The 19,988-nt window shown below is 51.5% G+C and carries 19 protein-coding genes and 1 pseudogene; 8 read left to right on the forward strand and 12 right to left on the reverse strand.

Annotation, left to right across the window (positions count from 1 at the left end):
• Window positions 1–20 precede the first annotated feature (20 nt).
• The 3 genes from NYE48_RS23235 to NYE48_RS23245 all read right to left on the reverse strand — a co-directional run bounded on the left by NYE48_RS23235 (window position 21) and on the right by NYE48_RS23245 (window position 3,101).
• Complete coding sequence (locus NYE48_RS23235) at window positions 21–1,010, reverse strand: inorganic phosphate transporter (RefSeq protein WP_212952325.1); 990 nt, start codon at window positions 1,008–1,010, stop codon at window positions 21–23.
• Window positions 1,011–1,025: 15 nt separating this feature from the next.
• Window positions 1,026–1,640: a DUF47 domain-containing protein gene (locus NYE48_RS23240; protein ID WP_036714980.1), complete on the reverse strand. Its 615-nt coding sequence runs from the start codon at window positions 1,638–1,640 to the stop codon at window positions 1,026–1,028.
• A gap of 342 nt (window positions 1,641–1,982) precedes the next feature.
• On the reverse strand, window positions 1,983–3,101 hold the full coding sequence (locus NYE48_RS23245; protein WP_341000111.1) for a DUF3048 domain-containing protein: 1,119 nt from the start codon (window positions 3,099–3,101) through the stop codon (window positions 1,983–1,985).
• A gap of 282 nt (window positions 3,102–3,383) precedes the next feature.
• On the opposite strand from NYE48_RS23245, the gene NYE48_RS23250 reads away from it, so the two are divergent.
• Together NYE48_RS23250 and NYE48_RS23255 are read left to right on the forward strand one after the other, a co-directional pair.
• Window positions 3,384–3,899 (forward strand): DoxX family membrane protein, encoded by a 516-nt coding sequence (locus tag NYE48_RS23250; protein WP_212952323.1) that lies wholly within the window; start codon window positions 3,384–3,386, stop codon window positions 3,897–3,899.
• 301 nt (window positions 3,900–4,200) lie between these two features.
• Window positions 4,201–4,737: a DoxX family protein gene (locus NYE48_RS23255; protein ID WP_212952322.1), complete on the forward strand. Its 537-nt coding sequence runs from the start codon at window positions 4,201–4,203 to the stop codon at window positions 4,735–4,737.
• A 95-nt stretch (window positions 4,738–4,832) separates the two neighbouring features.
• Here the strand turns inward: NYE48_RS23255 and NYE48_RS23260 are convergent, their stop codons facing one another.
• Together NYE48_RS23260 and NYE48_RS23265 are read right to left on the reverse strand one after the other, a co-directional pair.
• On the reverse strand, window positions 4,833–5,612 hold the full coding sequence (locus tag NYE48_RS23260) for a DODA-type extradiol aromatic ring-opening family dioxygenase (protein WP_212952321.1): 780 nt from the start codon (window positions 5,610–5,612) through the stop codon (window positions 4,833–4,835).
• Window positions 5,613–5,769: 157 nt separating this feature from the next.
• A complete protein-coding gene (locus NYE48_RS23265) occupies window positions 5,770–6,603 on the reverse strand; it encodes an alpha/beta hydrolase family protein (protein WP_341000112.1) in 834 nt (277 codons plus the stop codon).
• Window positions 6,604–6,839: 236 nt separating this feature from the next.
• Between NYE48_RS23265 and NYE48_RS23270 the strand changes: the two genes are divergently transcribed.
• The 3 genes from NYE48_RS23270 to NYE48_RS23280 all read left to right on the forward strand — a co-directional run bounded on the left by NYE48_RS23270 (window position 6,840) and on the right by NYE48_RS23280 (window position 8,822).
• The gene (locus NYE48_RS23270; RefSeq protein ID WP_339323465.1) at window positions 6,840–6,962 is read left to right on the forward strand and encodes a hypothetical protein; all 123 of its coding nucleotides are present in this window, start codon (window positions 6,840–6,842) and stop codon (window positions 6,960–6,962) included.
• A 73-nt stretch (window positions 6,963–7,035) separates the two neighbouring features.
• Complete coding sequence (locus NYE48_RS23275) at window positions 7,036–7,701, forward strand: DUF1129 family protein (RefSeq protein WP_341000113.1); 666 nt, start codon at window positions 7,036–7,038, stop codon at window positions 7,699–7,701.
• A 158-nt stretch (window positions 7,702–7,859) separates the two neighbouring features.
• Entirely contained in the window at window positions 7,860–8,822 is a 963-nt protein-coding gene (locus NYE48_RS23280) for a hypothetical protein (protein ID WP_341000114.1), read from the forward strand.
• Window positions 8,823–8,988: 166 nt separating this feature from the next.
• On the opposite strand, the pseudogene NYE48_RS23285 reads toward NYE48_RS23280, so the two are convergent.
• Window positions 8,989–10,119, reverse strand: a pseudogene (locus NYE48_RS23285) (IS5-like element ISPaen2 family transposase); the annotation flags it as partial.
• Between the two features lie 41 nt (window positions 10,120–10,160).
• Window positions 10,161–11,311 (reverse strand): IS3 family transposase gene (locus NYE48_RS23290; RefSeq protein WP_341000115.1). Its coding sequence is split into 2 segments (ribosomal slippage): window positions 10,161–11,056 and window positions 11,056–11,311, totalling 1,152 coding nucleotides; the frame shifts between segments, so codons are not numbered across the junction.
• A gap of 376 nt (window positions 11,312–11,687) precedes the next feature.
• Between NYE48_RS23290 and NYE48_RS23295 the strand changes: the two genes are divergently transcribed.
• Window positions 11,688–12,881: a transposase gene (locus NYE48_RS23295; RefSeq protein ID WP_016311143.1), complete on the forward strand. Its 1,194-nt coding sequence runs from the start codon at window positions 11,688–11,690 to the stop codon at window positions 12,879–12,881.
• 93 nt (window positions 12,882–12,974) lie between these two features.
• Here NYE48_RS23295 and NYE48_RS23300 read toward each other — a convergent pair whose 3' ends face one another.
• The 5 genes from NYE48_RS23300 to NYE48_RS23320 all read right to left on the reverse strand — a co-directional run bounded on the left by NYE48_RS23300 (window position 12,975) and on the right by NYE48_RS23320 (window position 16,587).
• On the reverse strand, window positions 12,975–13,502 hold the full coding sequence (locus tag NYE48_RS23300; protein WP_341000116.1) for a DUF3221 domain-containing protein: 528 nt from the start codon (window positions 13,500–13,502) through the stop codon (window positions 12,975–12,977).
• A gap of 58 nt (window positions 13,503–13,560) precedes the next feature.
• Window positions 13,561–14,127 (reverse strand): trypsin-like serine protease, encoded by a 567-nt coding sequence (locus NYE48_RS23305; protein WP_341000117.1) that lies wholly within the window; start codon window positions 14,125–14,127, stop codon window positions 13,561–13,563.
• Between the two features lie 391 nt (window positions 14,128–14,518).
• Complete coding sequence (locus tag NYE48_RS23310; protein ID WP_009226929.1) at window positions 14,519–15,820, reverse strand: IS1380 family transposase; 1,302 nt, start codon at window positions 15,818–15,820, stop codon at window positions 14,519–14,521.
• 80 nt (window positions 15,821–15,900) lie between these two features.
• The gene (locus NYE48_RS23315) at window positions 15,901–16,365 is read right to left on the reverse strand and encodes a hypothetical protein (protein ID WP_341000118.1); all 465 of its coding nucleotides are present in this window, start codon (window positions 16,363–16,365) and stop codon (window positions 15,901–15,903) included.
• Window positions 16,366–16,458: 93 nt separating this feature from the next.
• Window positions 16,459–16,587: a DUF6809 family protein gene (locus tag NYE48_RS23320; protein WP_341000119.1), complete on the reverse strand. Its 129-nt coding sequence runs from the start codon at window positions 16,585–16,587 to the stop codon at window positions 16,459–16,461.
• Window positions 16,588–16,937: 350 nt separating this feature from the next.
• Here NYE48_RS23320 and NYE48_RS23325 point away from each other — a divergent pair, with 350 nt between their 5' ends.
• Window positions 16,938–18,287, forward strand: coding sequence for an FAD-dependent oxidoreductase (locus NYE48_RS23325; protein ID WP_341000120.1), 1,350 nt, complete (start codon window positions 16,938–16,940; stop codon window positions 18,285–18,287).
• Between the two features lie 348 nt (window positions 18,288–18,635).
• Window positions 18,636–19,928, forward strand: a complete 1,293-nt coding sequence (locus NYE48_RS23330; RefSeq protein WP_341000121.1) for a citrate transporter — start codon at window positions 18,636–18,638, stop codon at window positions 19,926–19,928.
• Window positions 19,929–19,988: the final 60 nt, after the last annotated feature.

Raw genomic sequence — 19,988 nt, forward strand, 5'->3', positions numbered from 1 at the left:
CATATCCATATTTGATTTGTCTAGAATAAAATCTTATAAATAATGCCTGCCAGAATCGCGGAGATCGGGATGGTAATAAACCACGTGACCACGATCCGTCCGGCCAGCGACCATTTCACTTCGGAAAAACGCTTGGCGCTGCCTACCCCGAGAATCGCGGAGGTAACCGCATGGGTCGTACTGACCGGCAAATGCAGCAGCGTTGCGCCGAAGATAACCGAAGCCGAAGTAAAGTCCGCGGCAAAGCCGTTGATCGGCTCGATTTTGAATATTTTCGTCCCCATCGTCTTGATGATCTTCCAACCGCCGACGGAAGTACCGAGCGCCATCGATGTGGCGGCAGCGATTTTTACCCAAAGCGGAACTTCGAGATGATCCAGACGGCCGGACGCCACCAGCGCGAACGTGATGATCCCCATCGCCTTCTGCGCGTCGTTCGTGCCGTGCGTGAAAGACTGCGCGGCTGCCGTGACGATCTGCATCATCCGGAAGCCTTTGTTCACGGTATGCGGGCTTTTTTTCGCAAAAATCCATTTCAGGATCGTCATGATGATGTAACCGACCACAAACGCGATCAACGGGGAAAGCAAAAGTCCTTCGACGATTTCGATGAATCCGCTCCATTTGACATGGTTCGAGCCGGCTCCGACAAATACCGCTCCGGCCAAAGCGCCGATCAGCGCGTGCGAGGAGGAGGACGGAATCCCCAGCCACCAGGTGAGAAGGTTCCAGATAATCGCGGCCAGCAGCGTGGCAATGACCACTTCGATCCCGTTATCGAGCGTGGACGGATCCGCGACGCTTCCGCCGATTTTTTTCGCGACGCCCGTAAACATGATGGCCCCGACGAAGTTCATGATGGCCGCCAGGATGATCGCCGTACGCGGCTTGAGCGCCCGGGTCGATACCGAGGTTGCGATGGCATTCGCCGTATCATGGAAACCGTTAATGAAATCAAACGCCAGCGCCAGGAAGATGACAATGCCTAATACAATGATTGGTGTCTCCATGTGTTTGTAAACCCCTTACGAGTTGCTCATAATAATCGATTCCAACATATTGGCCACATCTTCGCACGTATCCGTGGTCGTTTCGAGACGTTCGTAAATTTCCTTGCGTTTGATCAGCTCGATCGGATCGGATACTTTGGCGAACAGGGCTTTGATGGAAATGCGAAGCAGCTCGTCCGCTTGGTTTTCCAGATCGTTCAGACGAATCGTATATTCGCGGATGGCAAGGAGCTTTTTCTGGGACAGCAAATGAACCGCCTTTTGAATCTCATAGGCCGACTGCCGCAAAATTTCCGCAAACTGAATGATATACTCGTCAGGGTCTGGCAGATGATACATATCGAAGCGGGAAGCGCAGGCCTCCAGTCCGTCCATTACATCATCCATGCTGGTTGTCAGATCCATGATGTCGTCGCGTTCGATTGGCGTTATAAACGTTTTGTTGAGCTCGGTAATAATGGTGTGTGTAAATTCGTCACACTGCGACTCAAACTTTTTCATTTCGTTGGCAAAAAGAACCACATCTTGAAGATTGGCCACATGCTGTGCGAAATAATCGGCAGCCTGCACAATCGTATCGGCCATATTTTCCAACGTCTGGAAGAATATGTCCTTTTTCTTCAATTTCATACGATAACCCCTTTACTTAAAATTGCTTGTATAAATTGAACAAAAGTTTAATCTTCCATATCCCGGTCCTGCCGATTTAATGAAACGATGCTCCTTTGCTTTCGTCCAATTTATAAAGAACGCGCGAAAACGGAAAAAAGACAACCCTAGTTATCTTATCAATCCACGGCGTATTTTGTAAAGATAACGGCTTTCAATTTTCGCGTAATCGCAAGGGTTTGCCGGTTGTCTTACCTTCAAAATACCCAATCTCCCGTAAAATTATCCAAGCGCTGGATATTACCCCTGCCAGTATTTACATAATGACGTCGAAGTTCGTCCCTTTATGCTTTAAACCGGAGCTCACTTTGAACGTAAAATTTCGACATGGCTCCCGAAGGCCGGCGCGTTCGGCACGATGTTGAAATACGTCGTTCCCGGGTACAGCGGCACTTCCTTGCCGTCCTTGACGAACCGGATCGCATCCCCCTTGGCGCGCGCCCAGCGCCCTTGGAGCACTTTGCCCCGCTGCAGCAGCACGGCTTCCCCGCCGGAGACGGTATCCACGGCCAATCGGCCCACGTCGTCGAGGGTCTTGTGGCTGGCGCCGAGAATGATGACGTTGGCCGCGGTCAGCTGCTCTCCCGTGTTCAGGTCGATATGCGGTTTGCCGTTGATGGATCGCTTGTACAGCTTGCTCGCTTCGTCGTACCGGTATTCGACCTTGTAGCTTTTCAGCAGGAAGGTTACCTCCGCCCCTGATGCGTCCTCGCCCTCTGGAAGGTCCTCCTCGGCCCGGAACGCGTACGCCGGGATATCCGCTTCCTTTTTGTAACCGCGCTTGTCTGCGCCCTTCCGGAGCGTGTCTGCGTCCGAATACAGGTTATGCGGAGCTTTGCGCGACTTGTCTCTCCAAAAGTATGCCCCTGCGTTGCCGATTTCATCGAGGTCTTCCTTATGCTGCTTCTGCAAAATGGCGTACGCGTCGTTGCTGCCTCCGGCATGCACCAGCACGCCGCCGTAGCTTTCCCCGATATCGATCAAATACGGGCGGATGCTGCGGATCGGGCCGATTTTTTCGTTCGTGCCCCGGCTTTGGAAAATGCCGATGAGCCGCGTGATGCCGCCTTCGGCCAGCACCTCGTATACGATATCGGCCTGGGACAGCCCCGACTGCGGACGCGCGGCCGGCGCGTTGTTGATCATGACCGCAAGCGGGCGTGCCGAAGCGGGCTTGTCCACGGGCAGCCCCGTCAGCGGCGCGGTGTAGGCGATCTTCGCCGGTTCCTCCGGAACGACTGGTTCGTTCTGGGCCGGTGCCGGCTCCTCCGGCGGCGTCGCTTCTTCCACAACCGGCGCCTGGGGCGCTTCCGCCTTCGGCTGCCCGCATGCGCCAAGCGCCGTCCCGAGCATCATCAGGCAGAGCAGTCCGCTCCCCAGCTTGTACCATCTGCGCGTTTCCCCATGGCCCTGCTTCTTCATCGATGAATGGATCCTCCTTTTCCTCTCTCCGTGCTTCCTTTTTTCACCATTTAATCACAAACGGCAGGCTTTGTCTTTGAAAAACCGAAATTTTTTGGCCTTCGCTTTCGACTGCTTGGGGAAATATGGCGATTGTATTATAAATCGTTGATTACGCTACTTGCCGGTGAAGGACTGTAACTTATAATTTAAGGATGTTATTCCATTAAATACTAAAATTTGAAGCAGTAAAGGAATGACAAAGAAAGCACCCTGCCATATAAAAATGAAGGAGTGGGAAAATTGTTCAACAATTGGCTGAGAAAAAATCAAATCGCCATGTGTTTGCTGACGGTCGTCCGGATTTATTTGGGGTACACCTGGTTAAAGGGCGGGATCAAAAAGTTGACCGGAGGTTTCGATGCCGGAGGGTTCCTGAAAGGCGCAATCGCCAAAGCGTCGGGCGAACATCCTGCGGTGCAGCACTGGTGGGCGGCTTTTCTGAAACACGGGGCGCTCCCTGGCGTCAAACTGTTCAACGTTCTGATCCCGCTCGGCGAAACGCTCGTCGGCTTGGGACTTCTGCTGGGCACCTTCGCCACTCTGGCCGCCTTGATGGGCATGGTCATGAACTTTGCTTTCCTCTTCTCGGACAGCGTTAGCGTCAACCCTCAAATGATCCTGCTCGAGATGATCCTCGTAGCCGCTGCCGCCAATGCCGGACGCATCGGGCTGGATTATTGGATCATGCCTTATCTGCGCACTTTGTTCTCCAAAAAGCCAACGCCCTCCGCCTCAACGCCGCACGAAAGCATATAACGTCTGCAACAGCTAAGCCTATTCAAACCTGCATGAATTTCTCGTACGGAGCCGGGCCGGATTTCCGTTCGGCTCCGTTTTCGCATGGCTGCCTGCCGGAGAGAGGGATTCCCGAAAAAATAATTTTAAATTTTATTTATATTGTGATTTTTATCACATATATTGTGAAAATTATCACATATAATAAAGACATGAAAGAGATGATCATCCTCCAACAAAACAAAGAAGCGAAACACCAAGGCTCAAGCAGACCAAACGCTTCTTCCAAAAAATACGAAACCCGAAAAAGGAGTGGTTCAATATGTTCAACAATTGGCTGAGAAACAACAAAGCGGCGATGTGGCTGCTGACGGTCGTCCGGATTTACCTGGGATATACGTGGTTCATGGGCGGGATCGGAAAATTAACCGGCGGATTCGATGCCGGAGGGTTCCTCAAAGGAGCCATCGCCAAAGCGGGCGGCGATCATCCCGCCGTGCAGGGCTGGTGGGCCGCCTTCCTGGAACATGGCGCATTGCCCGGCGTGAAGCTGTTCAACTTCCTGATCCCCGTCGGGGAAACGCTGGTCGGACTGGGCCTGATCCTGGGCACCTTCACCACCTTCGCCGCCCTGATGGGCATGGTGATGAACTTCGCCTTCCTCTTCTCGGGCACCGTAAGCACCAACGCCCAAATGCTGCTGCTTGAAATGTTCGTCGTCGTGGCCGCCGCCAATGCCGGACGCATCGGGCTGGACCGCTGGGTGATCCCTTACCTGCGGAACCTCTTCCGCCGGAACGGCGAAGGCAACACGCCATTCCCGCAAGGCGGGATGACGAAAACGAAAGGCGCCGCCTAAAACGGTAAACAAGCGATCCCTCCCCCGCGGGAGAACCCAAAAGAGCCGGACTGAATCTTCAGCCCGGCTCTTGATTTTATTTTTGTCACGTGTCATTAGGAACCGAACATCCAGCAGTTCAGGCTCAAATTGCCGTACTGATAGTCCTGGAACAGCCGCTTGGCCCGGCGGTCGTCGTCCGCCGCGCCCATGGCGTAAAACAGCGGGATAAAATGCTCCACGCCGTAAGACGGCACCGCCTGGCGGACATGGGGGGCTTTTTTGTCGTATTCGAAAAGCTCGCCAAGCTTCCAGCCTTCAAGCTTTTCCGCAACCCAATCATCGAACTCCACCGCCCACTCGTCCGGCGTCTCCGTCTGCCCCAGCATCCGCAAATTGTGCACGAGGCCGCCGCTGCCGATGATCAGCACGTTTTCCTGGCGAAGCTCCTTCAGCATCGCGCCGATCGCGTATTGTTCCGATGGAGAACGTTTGGAGTCGACTGACAGCTCGACAACGGGAATGCCGGCATCCGGATACATTTTCTGCAAAATGACCCATGCGCCATGGTCGAGCCCCCGGCCGGAAACGGTCTGATGCGGCAGGTTGCCTGCCTCGAACAGCTCCCGGATCCGTCCGGCAAGCGCCGGGGAACCCGGAGCCGGATAACGCAGCTCGTACATCGCGTCGGGGAAACCGTAAAAGTCATGCATCGTCCCGTTGGTCTCGTCCACGCTTACCGACTGGTCGGCTTCATCCCAATGCGCGGAAAAGACGGCGATGGCTTCCGGCACGGGCAGCTCCCGTCCGAGATTTTCCAAAAAACGCGTGTAGCCGTTATCCTCCAGGGCGAGCATGGGTGAACCGTGCGCTACAAATAGAGATGGTATTGTCATCGATGTCAACCTCCACACGCCAGTATAAGTTGCTACTTATATTTTACCGCGTAGATCAGGATAATTCCAACTTCTGTACACCGTGTCTTTTCCACCCTCTGCCGCCGCGCCGATCCGAACATGCCGCGGGTGCGCCCAAGCGCTTTTTTTCAAAGCTTTAGATCGACCAATGCTGCCAGTCCTGCTGCTGGGAAATTTGCTCGTTCAGCCATTCTTTGGTCCGGTGAATCAGCTGGTTGCAGTGCGGCCCCGACGAATACGTATGGTTGCCCTGAAAAATGATTTCCTTGTCGCAGCGCCCCTCGGACCGCATCCAAAACACTTTTTGATACAAAAACGCGTAATCCACCGGGATCGTATCATCCGACGTTCCGTGCATGACCAGCACGTTGCCGCTGAATTTGACCGCTTCCTGGAAAGGCTGGAACATGCCCAGCGAGTCGAAAAAGGCCGGCGTCAGCCCGAAGCCGAGATAATCCGCGCTGCCTTCCTTTACCGCTTGGTCATATACGTCCCGGCCGGTGATTTTCACGATGTCGCTCAGCGGGTAACCGACCGCCGACCACAGCACCAAATTTTTGACCCTGCGGTCGCGCACCGCCGTCAGGATCGCCACCGCCCCGCCAAGGCTGTGCCCGATCAAAGTGACTTGCGACGGATCGACGTTCCCGCATTCCAGCGCGTAATCGAGCACCGTCCGCGTCTGGGCGATCATCGATTCGAGCCCCTCTTTGCCGTACGAGCCGGTGCTTTCCCCGCATCCCGCAAAATCGAAGCGCAGCACCATATACCCGGCACCCGCCAACTCGCGCGCGGTTTTCACGAATAAACGGTCTACCCCGATTCGGCTGCCGACGAAGCCGTGGCATATGACGACGAGCGGAACCCGTTCCCCTTTAGGTCCGTTTTTCCCTTCCGGCTGCGCCGCCGGATAATGCAAGCTTGCGGTCAGCTCTTCCTGCCCGTAACGTATGCCGATTTGTCTTTCCATCGCGTCACTCCCCCTTTAATTCCGATCGACCCAAGACTGAAAACCAAAGATATGTGGTCTTTCTATCCCTTAACTTATAATTCCGATAAGTTTAATATGTTTTAGATACAACCATATTAGCACCGCTCGTTCGGCTGTGTCAAATAGATCGTTTTTATGGAAGCCGGCGTGGTATGGAACCGGGCAGCATGACAGAAACTAGGTTCAAAACCGAATGCAGAAAGGGACGTGTCGTTATGTGGCAGCAATGTCTAGCTCATATTCGCGAGCATCCGCTGTCCTGGGTGCTGGTCGTTTGCGTCATCGCGGCCGTCATATACGTGTTTGTCCATCGCGAGCAGCTTTTTCATCTCGAATGAAGCCCCCATGCTCCGAGCGGACTTGAATCCGGCAATGCCAGTTCCTATACTTGATGTATACGGAGGAACGGACATGACAACGAGAGAAATGGTACAAGAAAACAACCGTCTGCGGGAGCAAATGACGCCGGCGAACAGGGATTTTTACGAAGATATCGTCGTTTATGTAAGAGACAGCCGGGCGGACCGTCAACGGGGCGAGCAGCGGCTGCTGGAACTGGCCCGGGAAGTGCTGGAAGCCCAGCAAAAAGGAATTCCGGCTTCCACGCTGTTTGGCGGCGATGCGGAGGCCTTCGCCCAATCGGTGGTTGAAACGCTGCCGCAGGTCCGAAAGCTCGAAGGTTCCGCCTACTATCTCATGATCGCGTGGACCGCTTTGACGATTTTGTTCCTGGCGGAAGCGGTCATCGGTTTCGGCGCGCAGCTTGCCGGGCATGGCGGGGATCAGCTTAACCGCATCAGCCTGCTGGCCGTCATCCTGGTCGCCGCAGGTTCGGTCGCGCTGACGGAAATCATCATGAATTCGCTGGGCAAAACGGCGGATACCGGTCCGCAAAAACCCGGAATCAACCTGAAGGCGATCGGCATTTATTTGGTGATCATGGTCGTCGTGATGGTCGCCGGATTTTCGCTGCGCGGCGTGCTACCGGTGTGGACGGTACCGCCGTGGGTGAGCCTGATCCTGTGCGTTATCGGCTTTCTCGGGCTGCGGTTTATCTTTTTGCGCAAAACCAAATAATCCCTCAAACATCTTTGGACTGAACAACGTAAGAAGCGTTCGGGCAAAGATGTTTTTATTTTTCCGCAAAAAAGTTTACAAGTCCGAAACAAGCGGACGCGATCATGAAACAAGATGCGGTTAATATGGGAGTAACGAAACCTTGGAGGTGCTTTTACATGAAAAAATGGACCAAATCCGCAGCCGCGGCCGCTGCTTTAATCGCCGCCATCAGTTTGCAAACCGGCGCCCCAGCCGTTCATGCGGCCGAAGCCGTGCCACAAGCCGCCCCTGCAGGCGGGCCGACAACGGCACCTGCTGCCGCTTCCGCCAAAACGGCGCATGCCAATGCGGTGTTCAACCAAATGATGAGATTGCTCAAATCTCCTCCCAAACAAGCCGAGGCCGTTGCTTACATGGAGAAAAACATCTATCAAGTAACGCCTTGGCAGGCCACCATCATGGTGCTGAAGCTCGAAAACGCCGAAAAGGCGAACCTCGACGCTTGGAACGACAAATTTTACAGGGACAACGTGCAGCAAAAGCTCATCAAGCTGATGAAGCAGGGCGACGACCTCACTTCCCTGATCAGCAAAACAAACGATAAAAACTTGAAGACCCTGTTCGCAGGGGCGCGAGACAGCGGTTACCGCATCGATACGGCCGAGGGCATGTTCTATCTCGTGCTCGATTACCCGCGCCTGCAAAAGGTACGCCCCTACGTCACCAACGACATCAAAAGCTACATCGACATCATGACGGCCGAAACGAAATCCCCGTTTGCGCGCGATGCCGCTTTGTCGGTCGGCTGGACGGAAGCAACGAAACGCGCTTTGTCGGATGAGGCGTTCCTGAAGTCCTACCCGACATCCAACCGGGCGACGCAAGTCAAATCGTTGTATAACCTGTACCTGGGCGTTTCCATGTACGGCCTCAACAACACGCCGATGTTCGACTATGACACCAAAAAGGTTGATCCGGAGGGAAAAGCAGCCCTGCAGGCAGCCGTTCAAAAAGGGGACCCTTCCAAGAGCGCTTACCTGAAAAAGATTAAAGGATTCCTGGACGTACTCGAAAAAAGCCATGACGTGCTGACGCCGGAGGTTGAGAAGTATCGGAAAGCGGCGACGGGGAATTCGTAAATTCTTGAAAAAGATCGGCCGATAGCGCAGCTTGGATGGGACGATCCCTTCTAAAGTGCGGAAAAGAACCCACCTTTGGTGCTAAACTTGGGGTGGGTTCTTATTTTTCTGTAACGCCTACTGGGCCGGAATATTTTCTGCTAATTAGGGCTTGCTGAACGATTCTTTAACCGAAACTCATGGCTAGGCGACTGCGAGATAGCAGCGTAAAAATGAGGCAAAAAAGAACGCGGAGCCTGCGCTCCAGGTTCATCACCAGAAGTTGCAGCGTAATCACGGATTCACTTGTCTTTGCGAGGCGTGCTCGAATACAGCCAAGCCCGTACTTGCGCTTGCCTTCTCCGAACTTGCCTTCGATTGCGTTTCGTTCTCCGGTATCCTGTTTGGCCACTTGCCTATCTTCGCTTGTCGGGCCGTTTTTCGGCTTGCGTCCCAGTGCCGGTCCGCTGAGCCGAATCCCATGCTGTTTGCAGAATCTCCGGTTTTCGCGTGTGCGGTAGATCTGATCCGCTTGGACGACAGCCGGATAGAATCCCATGCGGCTGCGATACTTCTCGATCACGTCCATGAGCGTCGTGCTCTCGTTGAAGTTATCCCAAGATAGCCGATCAAGGAACGCGTAGCCCTTCGTCATGCTTACCGCGATCTTGGCTCCGAACTCGACGCGCGCCTTGGCTTTCCCGCGCACGATCGGCCTGACATGCGGCTGATGAATGCTGACGACCCGGTCTTCCATCTGGTGGGAACGCTCGTTGTACATGTGAAGCTGCTGACGGTACAGTTCGTGAATCACCAGCAGGTCGCGATAGGCTTTGCGGCCAAGTAGCGTGAGCGGTTGCGACTTGGCTTGCTCGGCGATGATGGAGAGGTTCCGTCCAACGTAACCGAGTTGCCTCCTGATCGCTTTGCGAATCACTTTCGGCCCCGGTCTGCGTTGCTTGGAAACGGCCAGAAACTGTTTGCGCGCTTTTTCCCGGTACGTGCGCGGTTTCGCCATTTGTCCGATGACCGGCTCATGCAGCGTATCGATGATCGCTTCGAGCTTCTCCCGCGCTTCATTCAACAGATTCAGATCGGTCGGATACGCCACATCCGCCGGCGCACAGGTGGCATCCACCAGCACGGTCCCTTGATTCGGCTGCTCAGGGGCTTCCCATTCTGCGGTCGATTTCGGATGCGCTTCGCAAACAAGTTTATTCGTTTCAGGAACCTCTGACTCTGTAGCCATCGACTCCACGGGAGACGCTGCTTCTGACGATGCGACTTGCGATTGTGCAAACATGGTTTGCTGCTCGACTGGACCTCTGTCAATAGATTGGACAGCCAGAATCGAGAAAATTACGCAATTTGACCGTACATTTGTTCGTATTGAAAAGGTGTAAGATACCCGATAGCGGAATGTACGCGTTTCCGGTTGTAGAAAAACTCGATGTATTCAAAAATCCGACTTTGGGCTTCCTTGCGGGTTCTGAACTTCTCCAGATAGACGAGTTCCTTTTTGAGCACGCTGTGGAACGATTCGATGCAGGCATTGTCATAGCAGTTGCCCTTGCGGCTCATGCTGCATTTCATCCCGTATTTCAAGAGCCGTTTTTGGTACTCATGAGATGCGTATTGGCTGCCGCGATCGGAATGATGCAGGACTTCGCCTTTCGGCCGTTGACGGTTGTAAGCCTGATCCAGAGCTTGCAGGACCAATTCCTTGGTCATTCGCTCATCGGCGTGCCAGCCTACGATTTTGCGCGTGTACAAGTCCATCACGCTCGCGACATAGAGCCATCCCTCGTCTGTCGGAACGTAAGTGATGTCCGCCATCCAGACTTGATTGGGAGCTTGTGCCCTGAACTGCTGGTTCAGCACATTGTCATGCACTGGCAGATTGTGGTTCGAGTTCGTCGTCGCCTTGTATTTCTTGACGGTGCGCGACTTAAGCCCCAGTTCCTTCATGATGCGGGCGACCGTTTTTTCGGATACCCGAACACCTTGCTGGCGCAAGACTTGAGCGATCTTCGGGCTGCCGTACAGGCGACGCGAGTCCACAAAGATACGGCTAATCTGTTGTTCCAGTTCTCGGCGACGTTTATTTTGCTCGCTTTCCTGGCGCCTGGTCCATTGATAATAACCACTCCGGGATACGTTCAAAACCTTGCACATCTCCGATACCGGATACTTGGAGCGGTGTTTGTGGATAAACGCAAAGATCAGTTCCGGTCTTTTGCGAAGATGTGCATCGCCTTTTTTAAAATTTCGTTCTCCATCTCGAGTTGGCGGATTCGTTTCTGCATTTCGAGAAGGTTTTTTTCCTCGATTTTCAGGTTGCCGCTGCCGCGAAACGCATTGACCGGATCCTGTTTGAATTCGTTGATCCAGCGGTACAGAGTATTGTCGGATACGCCCAATTCTCGGGCGACCTGCGCCACCGGCTTCCCCTGTTCCTGAATCATTTTTACGGTTTGGATTTTAAACTCTTTGTCATATTTCTGACTCATCTTCGGACACCTCGATTTTGCTAGGTTTATTGTCGCATTCTCGATTCTCGGTGTCCACTATTTAGTCTAGCATCAGGCTCTATACCACCACCTACTCCCCAACATCCTTCCCCTCCCCACAAAAACACCTCCACCATCACCAAAACCCCCATCCTAAACCCTTGCTCGAATATGCCACCATTGTTCCTCTACGTACATGCGGATGGTCTCCGTTATCGCTTTATTCATTGCTCAATTATGATTTAAATGAGCGTTTTGCAGTAATCTGAGGCCTTGAGCCGTAAGGATTTTCGGACATAAAAAAGGGACTTCACCCCAACTTGGAGAAGTTTTCAAGTGACCAAACCCAAAAACCTCAAGGATGGAGGAAGTCACTTTGTATATTCTCCAAGAATGTCTGTTTTCCTTCGAAGAACTTTTAAAAATTCAACCCAAGGAGAGATTGCCGATCTTCTTCAGCTCTCTCGATCTGAGACCGTATGCCAAGGAACTGAGAAGCCGTTCACCCCGAGGCGCTGAGGGATACTGCAGACAAGGTATTCTACGAGCACTCTTGGCTGCGCCGCTTGAAGGAATAAGTACCTTTTCAGGGTTGCATAAGCGTTTGGATACGGATCTCCGGTTTCGTTATCAGTGTGGTCTTCCGCTGGATCGAGAAGCTCCTTCCATATCCACATTAAGCCGAGTTTTCTCAGAACTGACGAGAAAGGACTTGGCAAAACGGCTTTTTGAGGATTTGGTCACACGCTGTCAGCAGGAAGGTATCATAGAAGGCAGTAACGTCGCCATAGACAGCGCCGCTCTCCGCGCTTACGAGAAAAAGCAGCCCAAACGCAAAAGCGAGCAAACGGGTAATGCGAACTGGGGCGCAAAAATTGATTCCTTCGGCAATAAAATCACATGGTTTGGTTACAAAATTCATCTGGCGGTCGATACGAAAAGTGAATTGCCGATCGCCTTGGAAGTAACGCCGGCGCATGTCAATGATGGAGAAATGGCGCCGGGCCTGATCGAGAAAACAGCGTCCAGGACGAGCACACGATTTTTCATACTCGATGCGGGCTACGACCAAATGAAAGTTTATGAGGCCGCCCGCAACGTCAAGGCACAAGCCATCATTCCCCTTAATCTTCGGGGGGAGAAGGAACCGCCTGCTGGCATGACCTCGAACGGAACACCGTGCTGTTCCATGGGTTATGCGATGACATACTGGGGAGTTGACGGCGATATGCATAAATTTCGCTGCCCGCATGCCACGGGTAAAGTCGACTGTCCGCTTGGCATGGCTGCCTGCTCGTCTTCAAACTATGGAATGGTCGTCAAAGTAAATGCGAAGGATGATCTCCGGCGATACAGCATCCCTCATCGGGATACAAAGCGTTGGAAGGAACTTTACAATGAACGAACCAGCGTAGAACGCTGCAACTCCCGATTGAAAACCTATTTGACGGCAGACGCCGCACATGTCCGGGGCATTCAGAAAGTCACAACTCACCAGTATTTGAATGCCATTGTTCTGCTTGCATCTGCGCTCGCCGTTTCTCATCATTCAAAACGGGCTGCCGCTTAAAAAACGAGCTGTTCTAAAATTCTGCAAGTCTGCCCTTTTCTTCATCCATATAATACCATTTTCGAAAATTACCCCTTAACGACAGTGAATATGCTATCGCTTCTTCTCTGAAACGGAATTATGCAAAACACTCAAATCAATAGTGATTTCCTTTTCTTCGAAGTTTTTTTTGCTATCAAATAGTACAACGGCCCATTTATTTTCTGTTATGTTATAATCGATCGTTTTTATAACAGGCACATCCATGTCCTTGCATTCATTGATTGCTTTTACTATTGCTTCTTTCTTAGATTTTTCATTTTGTTGTTCGTCATGGGTAACTCCAATTTTCTTTGCTTTTCCCTGGGCCGGATTTGAAGTTTCAAGCCCACCGTCAAATTCGACTGATATTCTATCCCCAATGTCTAATTCCATAGATGTTATGACCCATATAGCTTCACTTTTATTTTCTGAATCAGCAATATAATTTGTGACTAGTACTCTCCCGATTTCTTTTTTTACAATATAACCGGAAAAAGTAGTATTTATAAAATCACCTTTTTCTGTGTCAGATTCACTATTAGAACATCCGGAAATAAAAATAAGTAATAACTGAAACATAATAAAATACTTTATTCTCATTCAAACCTCCTAAATTAGCTGCAGCCGGTTATAAATATAACCGGCTACAACTATTATTTTAATATGGGGTGCCATACGTGAACAACGTCAAATCTGACCAATAGGTATGAAATGTGGAGATTTTTGTAGCTGAAGCCCATGCATCTGTTCCAGTTACGCTAGACTTTCCTGACATAACCCCATGAAGTGTATTGAGACTAAATAATGGAGCTCCGCTATCTCCATTATTCTGAAAAGAGTAATTAGGGTTGGAAATTTTAATCTGGTCGGGTCTGATTACTCCACTGATTGTAGGAGTAAAGCTTGTACTTGTTACTGTGCTACATGTGTATCCAGTAGTAATACCAGATTTACATACGCTTTGGCCTTGAATGACACCAGCATCACCATTAAAGTACCCATCATAACTGGTTGTTGATGATTTGATTACTCCATTACTAATTTGTCGACCAGATTCAGTAATTTTGATAAGCCCGATATCTTGTCCATTTCCGGCAGTAGACCACTCAACTCCAACTTTAGAGGTGTTTTGGTTAACGGCTGTTTTTCCATCGCCGCCTGATGATAAACAATGTTCAGCTGTAATAATATATCTTTCTGTACCTTTTTTAGCTGTAGCGGCCACTGTGCAACTACTATTATTAATGGCTACACCACCACCGATAATCGAGTTATTACCAGTTCTAGATATGGTATGAACTCCACCTTTATATTCTGGACTTACTCTTAATTCGATAATATCTCCATATGCTTCATCAAGAGCACTTTTCGCTTGCTCAGAAATATTCGTAGCCTCAACAATGACCTTATCAATTTCTTCATCAGTATAAGTTGATGTAATCCTGAATTTCGAAAGTGCATAAGATCAATGCAAGATGCTAAAGCAATGGCGACTTAAGAAGTGAAAAGGTGGGAGTTTCCCATGTTTTAGTGGAGACGGAAGCTTGCGGCAGATGGTCTTTCCCCCTCCCCAATGAAGAGGCAGTCCTGATTTCCATGTAAAATTTTGCTTATCATTATTCTAACTGCGCCACTCGAACCTCGATTCGTTTCCAGACATAACGGCTGGGAAAGTCCCTCGCAAGCTTGAGTAGGATAGAGCGACCATGCCGAATGAGCGTTGCGGCGCAATAAAAGAATTCCAGACGGAACCGGGCAATCGTATAGCCTTGATGGACTGGCTCACAGCAGTCACGTTTGAAGCGCTCGAACAAATTGTAGGCCAGCAGCTTGATCAGCAGATCCAGACCATTGGCTTTGAAATCACCTGTCGCAATGCGATCGATGGAAAACCCGTTCTTGGCTTCCTTAATGTAATTTTCCATGCAGCAGCGCTGATTGTAGAATCGCCACAAATCGATCGGTTCCCATTCCAGATTAGTCACCATGGCTTCGTACTGCCAGTCCGAATCGAATACAATGCGGCCTTGGCCCTCCTCGAACACTTGCGCCTTACGGATGATCGCTACACGACGCGCCTTGTTCCAGGAGGTCGCTTGGTAGATCAAGCAAATACCTTCGATGATCCACTCTTCGTCGACATATCGCGTCCAGTAACGACAAGCCCCAACTTCCTTGGCCAGCCGCTGGGTCCATTTCAGCTTGCCGACATAGCCGATGTGGTGCTGCTCCCACAAGCTGTAAAAATCTTCACCGCCAAAGCCTTTGTCGAACCTTGCGTACTTCACTTTGTGTTCGTCGAGCAGTCTAAAGGTTTGCCGCAGGAAGTCGGCCGCATCGGTGGAAGAGTGCGTATTGCCCGGTCGAAGCACGGCGTTCAAGTTTAGTCGGCTCTGGCCTTCAAAGGCAAGCAGGGGATGATAGCTCTTACGCCCGGGCTTGTGTGGATTTGTGCCTTTGGCCGCGCCGGACTGATCGCCATACACGGTCTCTACCGTGGAATCCAGATCGAGAATCAGCTCAGGTGGCAAGCAGGGTCGAATGATCTCTTGATTCAGCCTCCGCAGTTCGTTAACCAGAGAGGGACAGAAACGACCAAGCCGGATCAATTCCTTGTACAACAGACTGTGATGCGGGCAGCGGCCGCCGAGAAAGCGCCTCAGCAGCACGTCGCTTTGCAAACGACGGAAATGAAAAATCCGTTCGCAGCCAAGCATCCAGCCAACGATGAGATAGAGCAGAATACGGTAAACGGGGAAGAGGGAGTTGCGCGCTTTGCCGCCGGAGAGGCTGCACATCGCCTCCGGCAGTTTGATTTTTTCGAGAAAGGCCAGGAAGATTTTGATGCCGCCGCAGCTCGTTGCGTTTTGTAGTGAAAATTCTGTTTTAATTTTGCTGATCGTTGTGGTAGACTTCACCTATAAGGTGCTCCTCTCTTTGGGTGTAGTGTTCCAAGTAAACACCATTCTACCAAAGATTCGGAGCCCTTTTCATATTTTCAAGAAGCGATACTTTCGAAATTCAGGGTAATTTCTGCACCCAGCTTGACAAACTCATTCCATCGATTATAAAGCCCAATATTCGCTTGTTGCAATTCATTTGAACTGTATATATTTCCTTCTACTTCCCTCACCTCTAACATATCTGAATAGGTGGTGGAGCTAAGATTTGTTAAGGCATTAGCAAGCGTCATTGATGCCACCGAATCTTTTGGTAGAGAGATAACTAGCTTTTTACTATTATCTAAAGATTGACTATTTTGGCTACTTTCGAAATAAAGAGTGCCATGTTCTTTTAAATCCTTCATAAAGGGCTCAATGTATTGAATAACTGCTTTCTCGTTGGAGATTAAAGAAGCAACGGTATCATTTTGAAACGTTTCCGTAAGTGGTTCAGCTGAGACACTATTCACAAGAAAACCAAAAACAACAAATGAAGCTAGAATGGAACTGATTTTTTTCATAGTAACCCTCCTTCTTTTTATTTCATCTTAATCTATTATTTACCATATTTTTTTATTTTGGTTCAATTTATTATTATTTCCCTGCTTTTGTAATCAAAAACGATTAACCTCGATCAATTCCGTTAGTTTTCTGTTAACCGGCCGATATTCAGGATCTGCGGGGATAATCTGCTCTCCAGGATTCAAGTTACCGTAATATAATTCTTCTATTATATTCTTCATTTGCTCCCACACGAGTATTTATAAAGTAGGGAATTGGAAAATGTGTAACTCCACTCCCCCCGCCTAGTTTACCTCAGACTCACCGCCAAATTGAATTTTATGCGAACACTGTATATTGATTGATTATTAAATTACAGAAAAGCAGCCCCCTCGGGCATTTCTCCTCTTTCAGGATGCGTACTCTCCCTCGATTTTGAGGGATATATAAAACACTCCACCCCCAGTAAATGATTTTCTATATTTCCGCATATTCAGAAAATAATTTTCTAAAAGCGTTTACAAAATGAATTAATTTTGTTAGCCTAAAGGCAATCCAAGGAATACCATCTTGAGGAAAGAGGGGTTTAGACATGCAGCAATATGACGTAGTCGTGATGGGCGGCGGCATCTCGGGGTCCATGGCGGCCATCGCCGCGTCCAAAACGGGAGCCAAGACGCTGATCGTCGAATCGCACGGGTTTTTGGGCGGTACGCTGACGGCGAACGGCGTCGGCCCGATGATGACGTTCCATGCCGGCGACAAGCTGGCCATCCAGGGTTTTACGAACGAGCTGATCGAGCGGCTGAAACGGATCGGCAAATCACCGGGGCATATTTTCGATACGGTGGGTTTCACCTACTCCGTTACCCCGTTTGACGCCGAAGCGATGAAACATGAGCTTGAGCTGATGGTGACGGAAGCCGGCGGCGAAATTTTGTATCACACGATGCTGGCCGGCGTCGAGACGGAAAACGGGCGCATTACCGGCATCAAGGTTTGCAACAAATCCGGGCTCAGCGACATACACGCTTCCGTTTTCATCGACGCGACGGGAGACGGCGACCTCTCCGCCGGGGCCGGCGCGGAATACACGAAAGGCCGCGAATCCGACGGCGCAACGCAGCCGATGACCTTAAAAATGAAAATGTACAATGTCGACATTCCCAAGGTGAAGGAATACATTCACAGCCATCCGGAGGACTTTCCGCTGTACAACGGGGACACCTCCATCATCGAAAAAGCGCCGCGCCTGTCGGTCGGCGGTTTCGACAGCCTCTTCAAAAAAGCGAAGGAACGCGGCGAAATCTCCATCCCGCGCGAAAATATCCTCTTCTTCGAAACGAACAACCCCGGCGAAGTCATTCTCAACACGACCCGCATCATCGGCCATGACGCCACCGATGCGCTCAGCGTGAGCCGCGCCGAGATGGAAGGCCGCAAGCAATGCCGGGAGCTCGAACTTTTTGTCCGTAAATACATTCCAGGTTTCGAACATGCAGTCGTTGAGTCTACAGGCCCAAACATCGGCGTCCGCGGCTCGCGCCAAATCAAAGGCGTGTACACGCTGACGGCGGACGATATTTTGCAGCAGCGCACGTTCGACGACACGATCGCCCATTCGGGGTACCCGATCGATATCCACAGCCCCGACGGCGAGGGCACGAAACATCAGAAGCTGGAATGGGGCGGCATGTACAGCATCCCCTACTCCTGCATGATCACGAGTTCGGTGAAAAATCTGATCGTCATTGGCCGCTGCATCTCGGCCACCTTCGAGGCGCAGGCCGCCATGAGAACGACGCCGACGACGGGCGCCATCGGCCACGGCGGCGGCGTTGCCGCAGCGCTTGCGGCGCTGGAGGGTAAAAATGTACAGGAGGTCGACATCAAGAAGGTGCAAACCATTTTAAAAGAGCAAGGAGCTTACCTGGAAGTTTAGGAAGTTTAAAAGTTGTACTAAAGAAAGGACCGCTTATCATAATTAGTTCTTAAAAGCAAAGGCAGCGAAGGGGACGGAATCGATTCTTGCGGAGCTAAGGCTGTTTACGAAATAACTGCTTCGGAAGCATAGGTTGCGGTCGCCTAAAAGCTTTCCTACGGAAAGCTAGCATCGGAAGCATATGCTTTGTGAGCAGATTTCAACCATGAATCGTTAAAATCATAGAAATCTGTGAGCAACAGCGATCGGAAGAACGATCCGTAACCGAAGCGGCCACCTCGCACTATCAACTACTAGCTTTAAAGTTTGAGCCTGAATTTCAAGCCCATTTCGAGAGGGGAAATTTGGATGACAACGGCAATGTGGTTTCAAGCAATCGGTATTCTGCTCGTCTTTTTGGTGTTCGTCGGACTCATGATGGCGCGCAAGCTGCCGACCATTCTGGCGCTGCCCTGCATGGCGATCCTGTTCGCCGTCATCGCCGGCGTGCCGTGGGTTTCGGGCAATCCGGACACCGTTACCATCGCCAAAACCGTTCTGGCCGGCGGCTCCATGAAGCTGTCCGGCGCCATCGCCGGCCTCGTGTTCGGCGCCTGGTTCGGCCAAATCCTGAACAAGGTCGGCATTACCAAAGCGATTATCCGCAAGGCGGCCGAGCTGGCCGGAGACAAACCCGTACTTATAGCTATTCTGTTTTTTATTACCGCATCCATCATTTTTTCCGCCGCCGGCGGGCTCGGCATGGTCATCCTCGTCGGTACCATCGTCATTCCGATCATGCTCACGGCAGGCATCTCCCAATTCGTCGCCTCCATCGTCGTCCTGTTGGCCGTCGGCGTGGGCTCCCTCTTCAACGTTTCCAACTGGGCCGTCTACGTGGATGTGCTCGGGCTTTCGGTCGATAAAATCGCCAATTATACGTTGGTGGTGGCCCTCCCGCTGATCGTCATTTCGCTCATCATGATCGTCTTCTACGTGCAAAAGGACGGCAAAGGCCGCAAAGCCTGGTCGATGCCTGCCGCCACACCCGGCGACAACAACAAGGTGCCGGCGTTTGCGCTGATCAGCCCGCTCGTGCCGGTCATTCTCGTCTTTATCTTCAAGATCGACATCGTCCCGGCCGTCATCGTCGGCGCGATCGTCACCCTGCTGCTCACTTGGCCCAAACGTCCGATCCACATCCTCTCCAGCGCATTGGTGGAGGGCATCCAGGACGTCGCCGGGGCGATGGCGCTGATGATCGGGATCGGCATCCTGCTCAGCTCCGTCATGTCGCCGCAGGTATCGGCCGTCATTTCGCCGCTGATCGAAACCGTGCTGCCGGGCAGCCCGCTTACGTACATCCTGTTCTTTACGATTTTGTCGCCGCTGGCGATTTACCGCGGACCGCTGAATGTGTGGGGACTCGGCAGCGGCATCGCCGCCCTTTTCGTGACGGCGGGTATGTCGCCGGTCGCGGCCATGCTTGCCCTGCGCGCGGTCAGCAACGTACAGTCCGTGTCCGACCCGACCAACTCCCATAACGTGTGGGTCGCCGATTTCACGAAAAGCGACATCAACGAAATTTTGAAAAAGACGCTGTCTTGGACGATGGCGTCCGTGCTGATCTCGGTGATCATCGGATCGTTTATGGTGTTTTAACCGCGGTTAACCGGCATCTGGACCGATGCTTCCCGACATCGACAAAACCGGGCGAAGGGC

The sequence above is a fragment of the Paenibacillus sp. FSL M7-1455 genome (genome assembly GCF_038004655.1).
Lineage (GTDB): Bacteria > Bacillota > Bacilli > Paenibacillales > Paenibacillaceae > Paenibacillus_AQ > Paenibacillus_AQ cookii.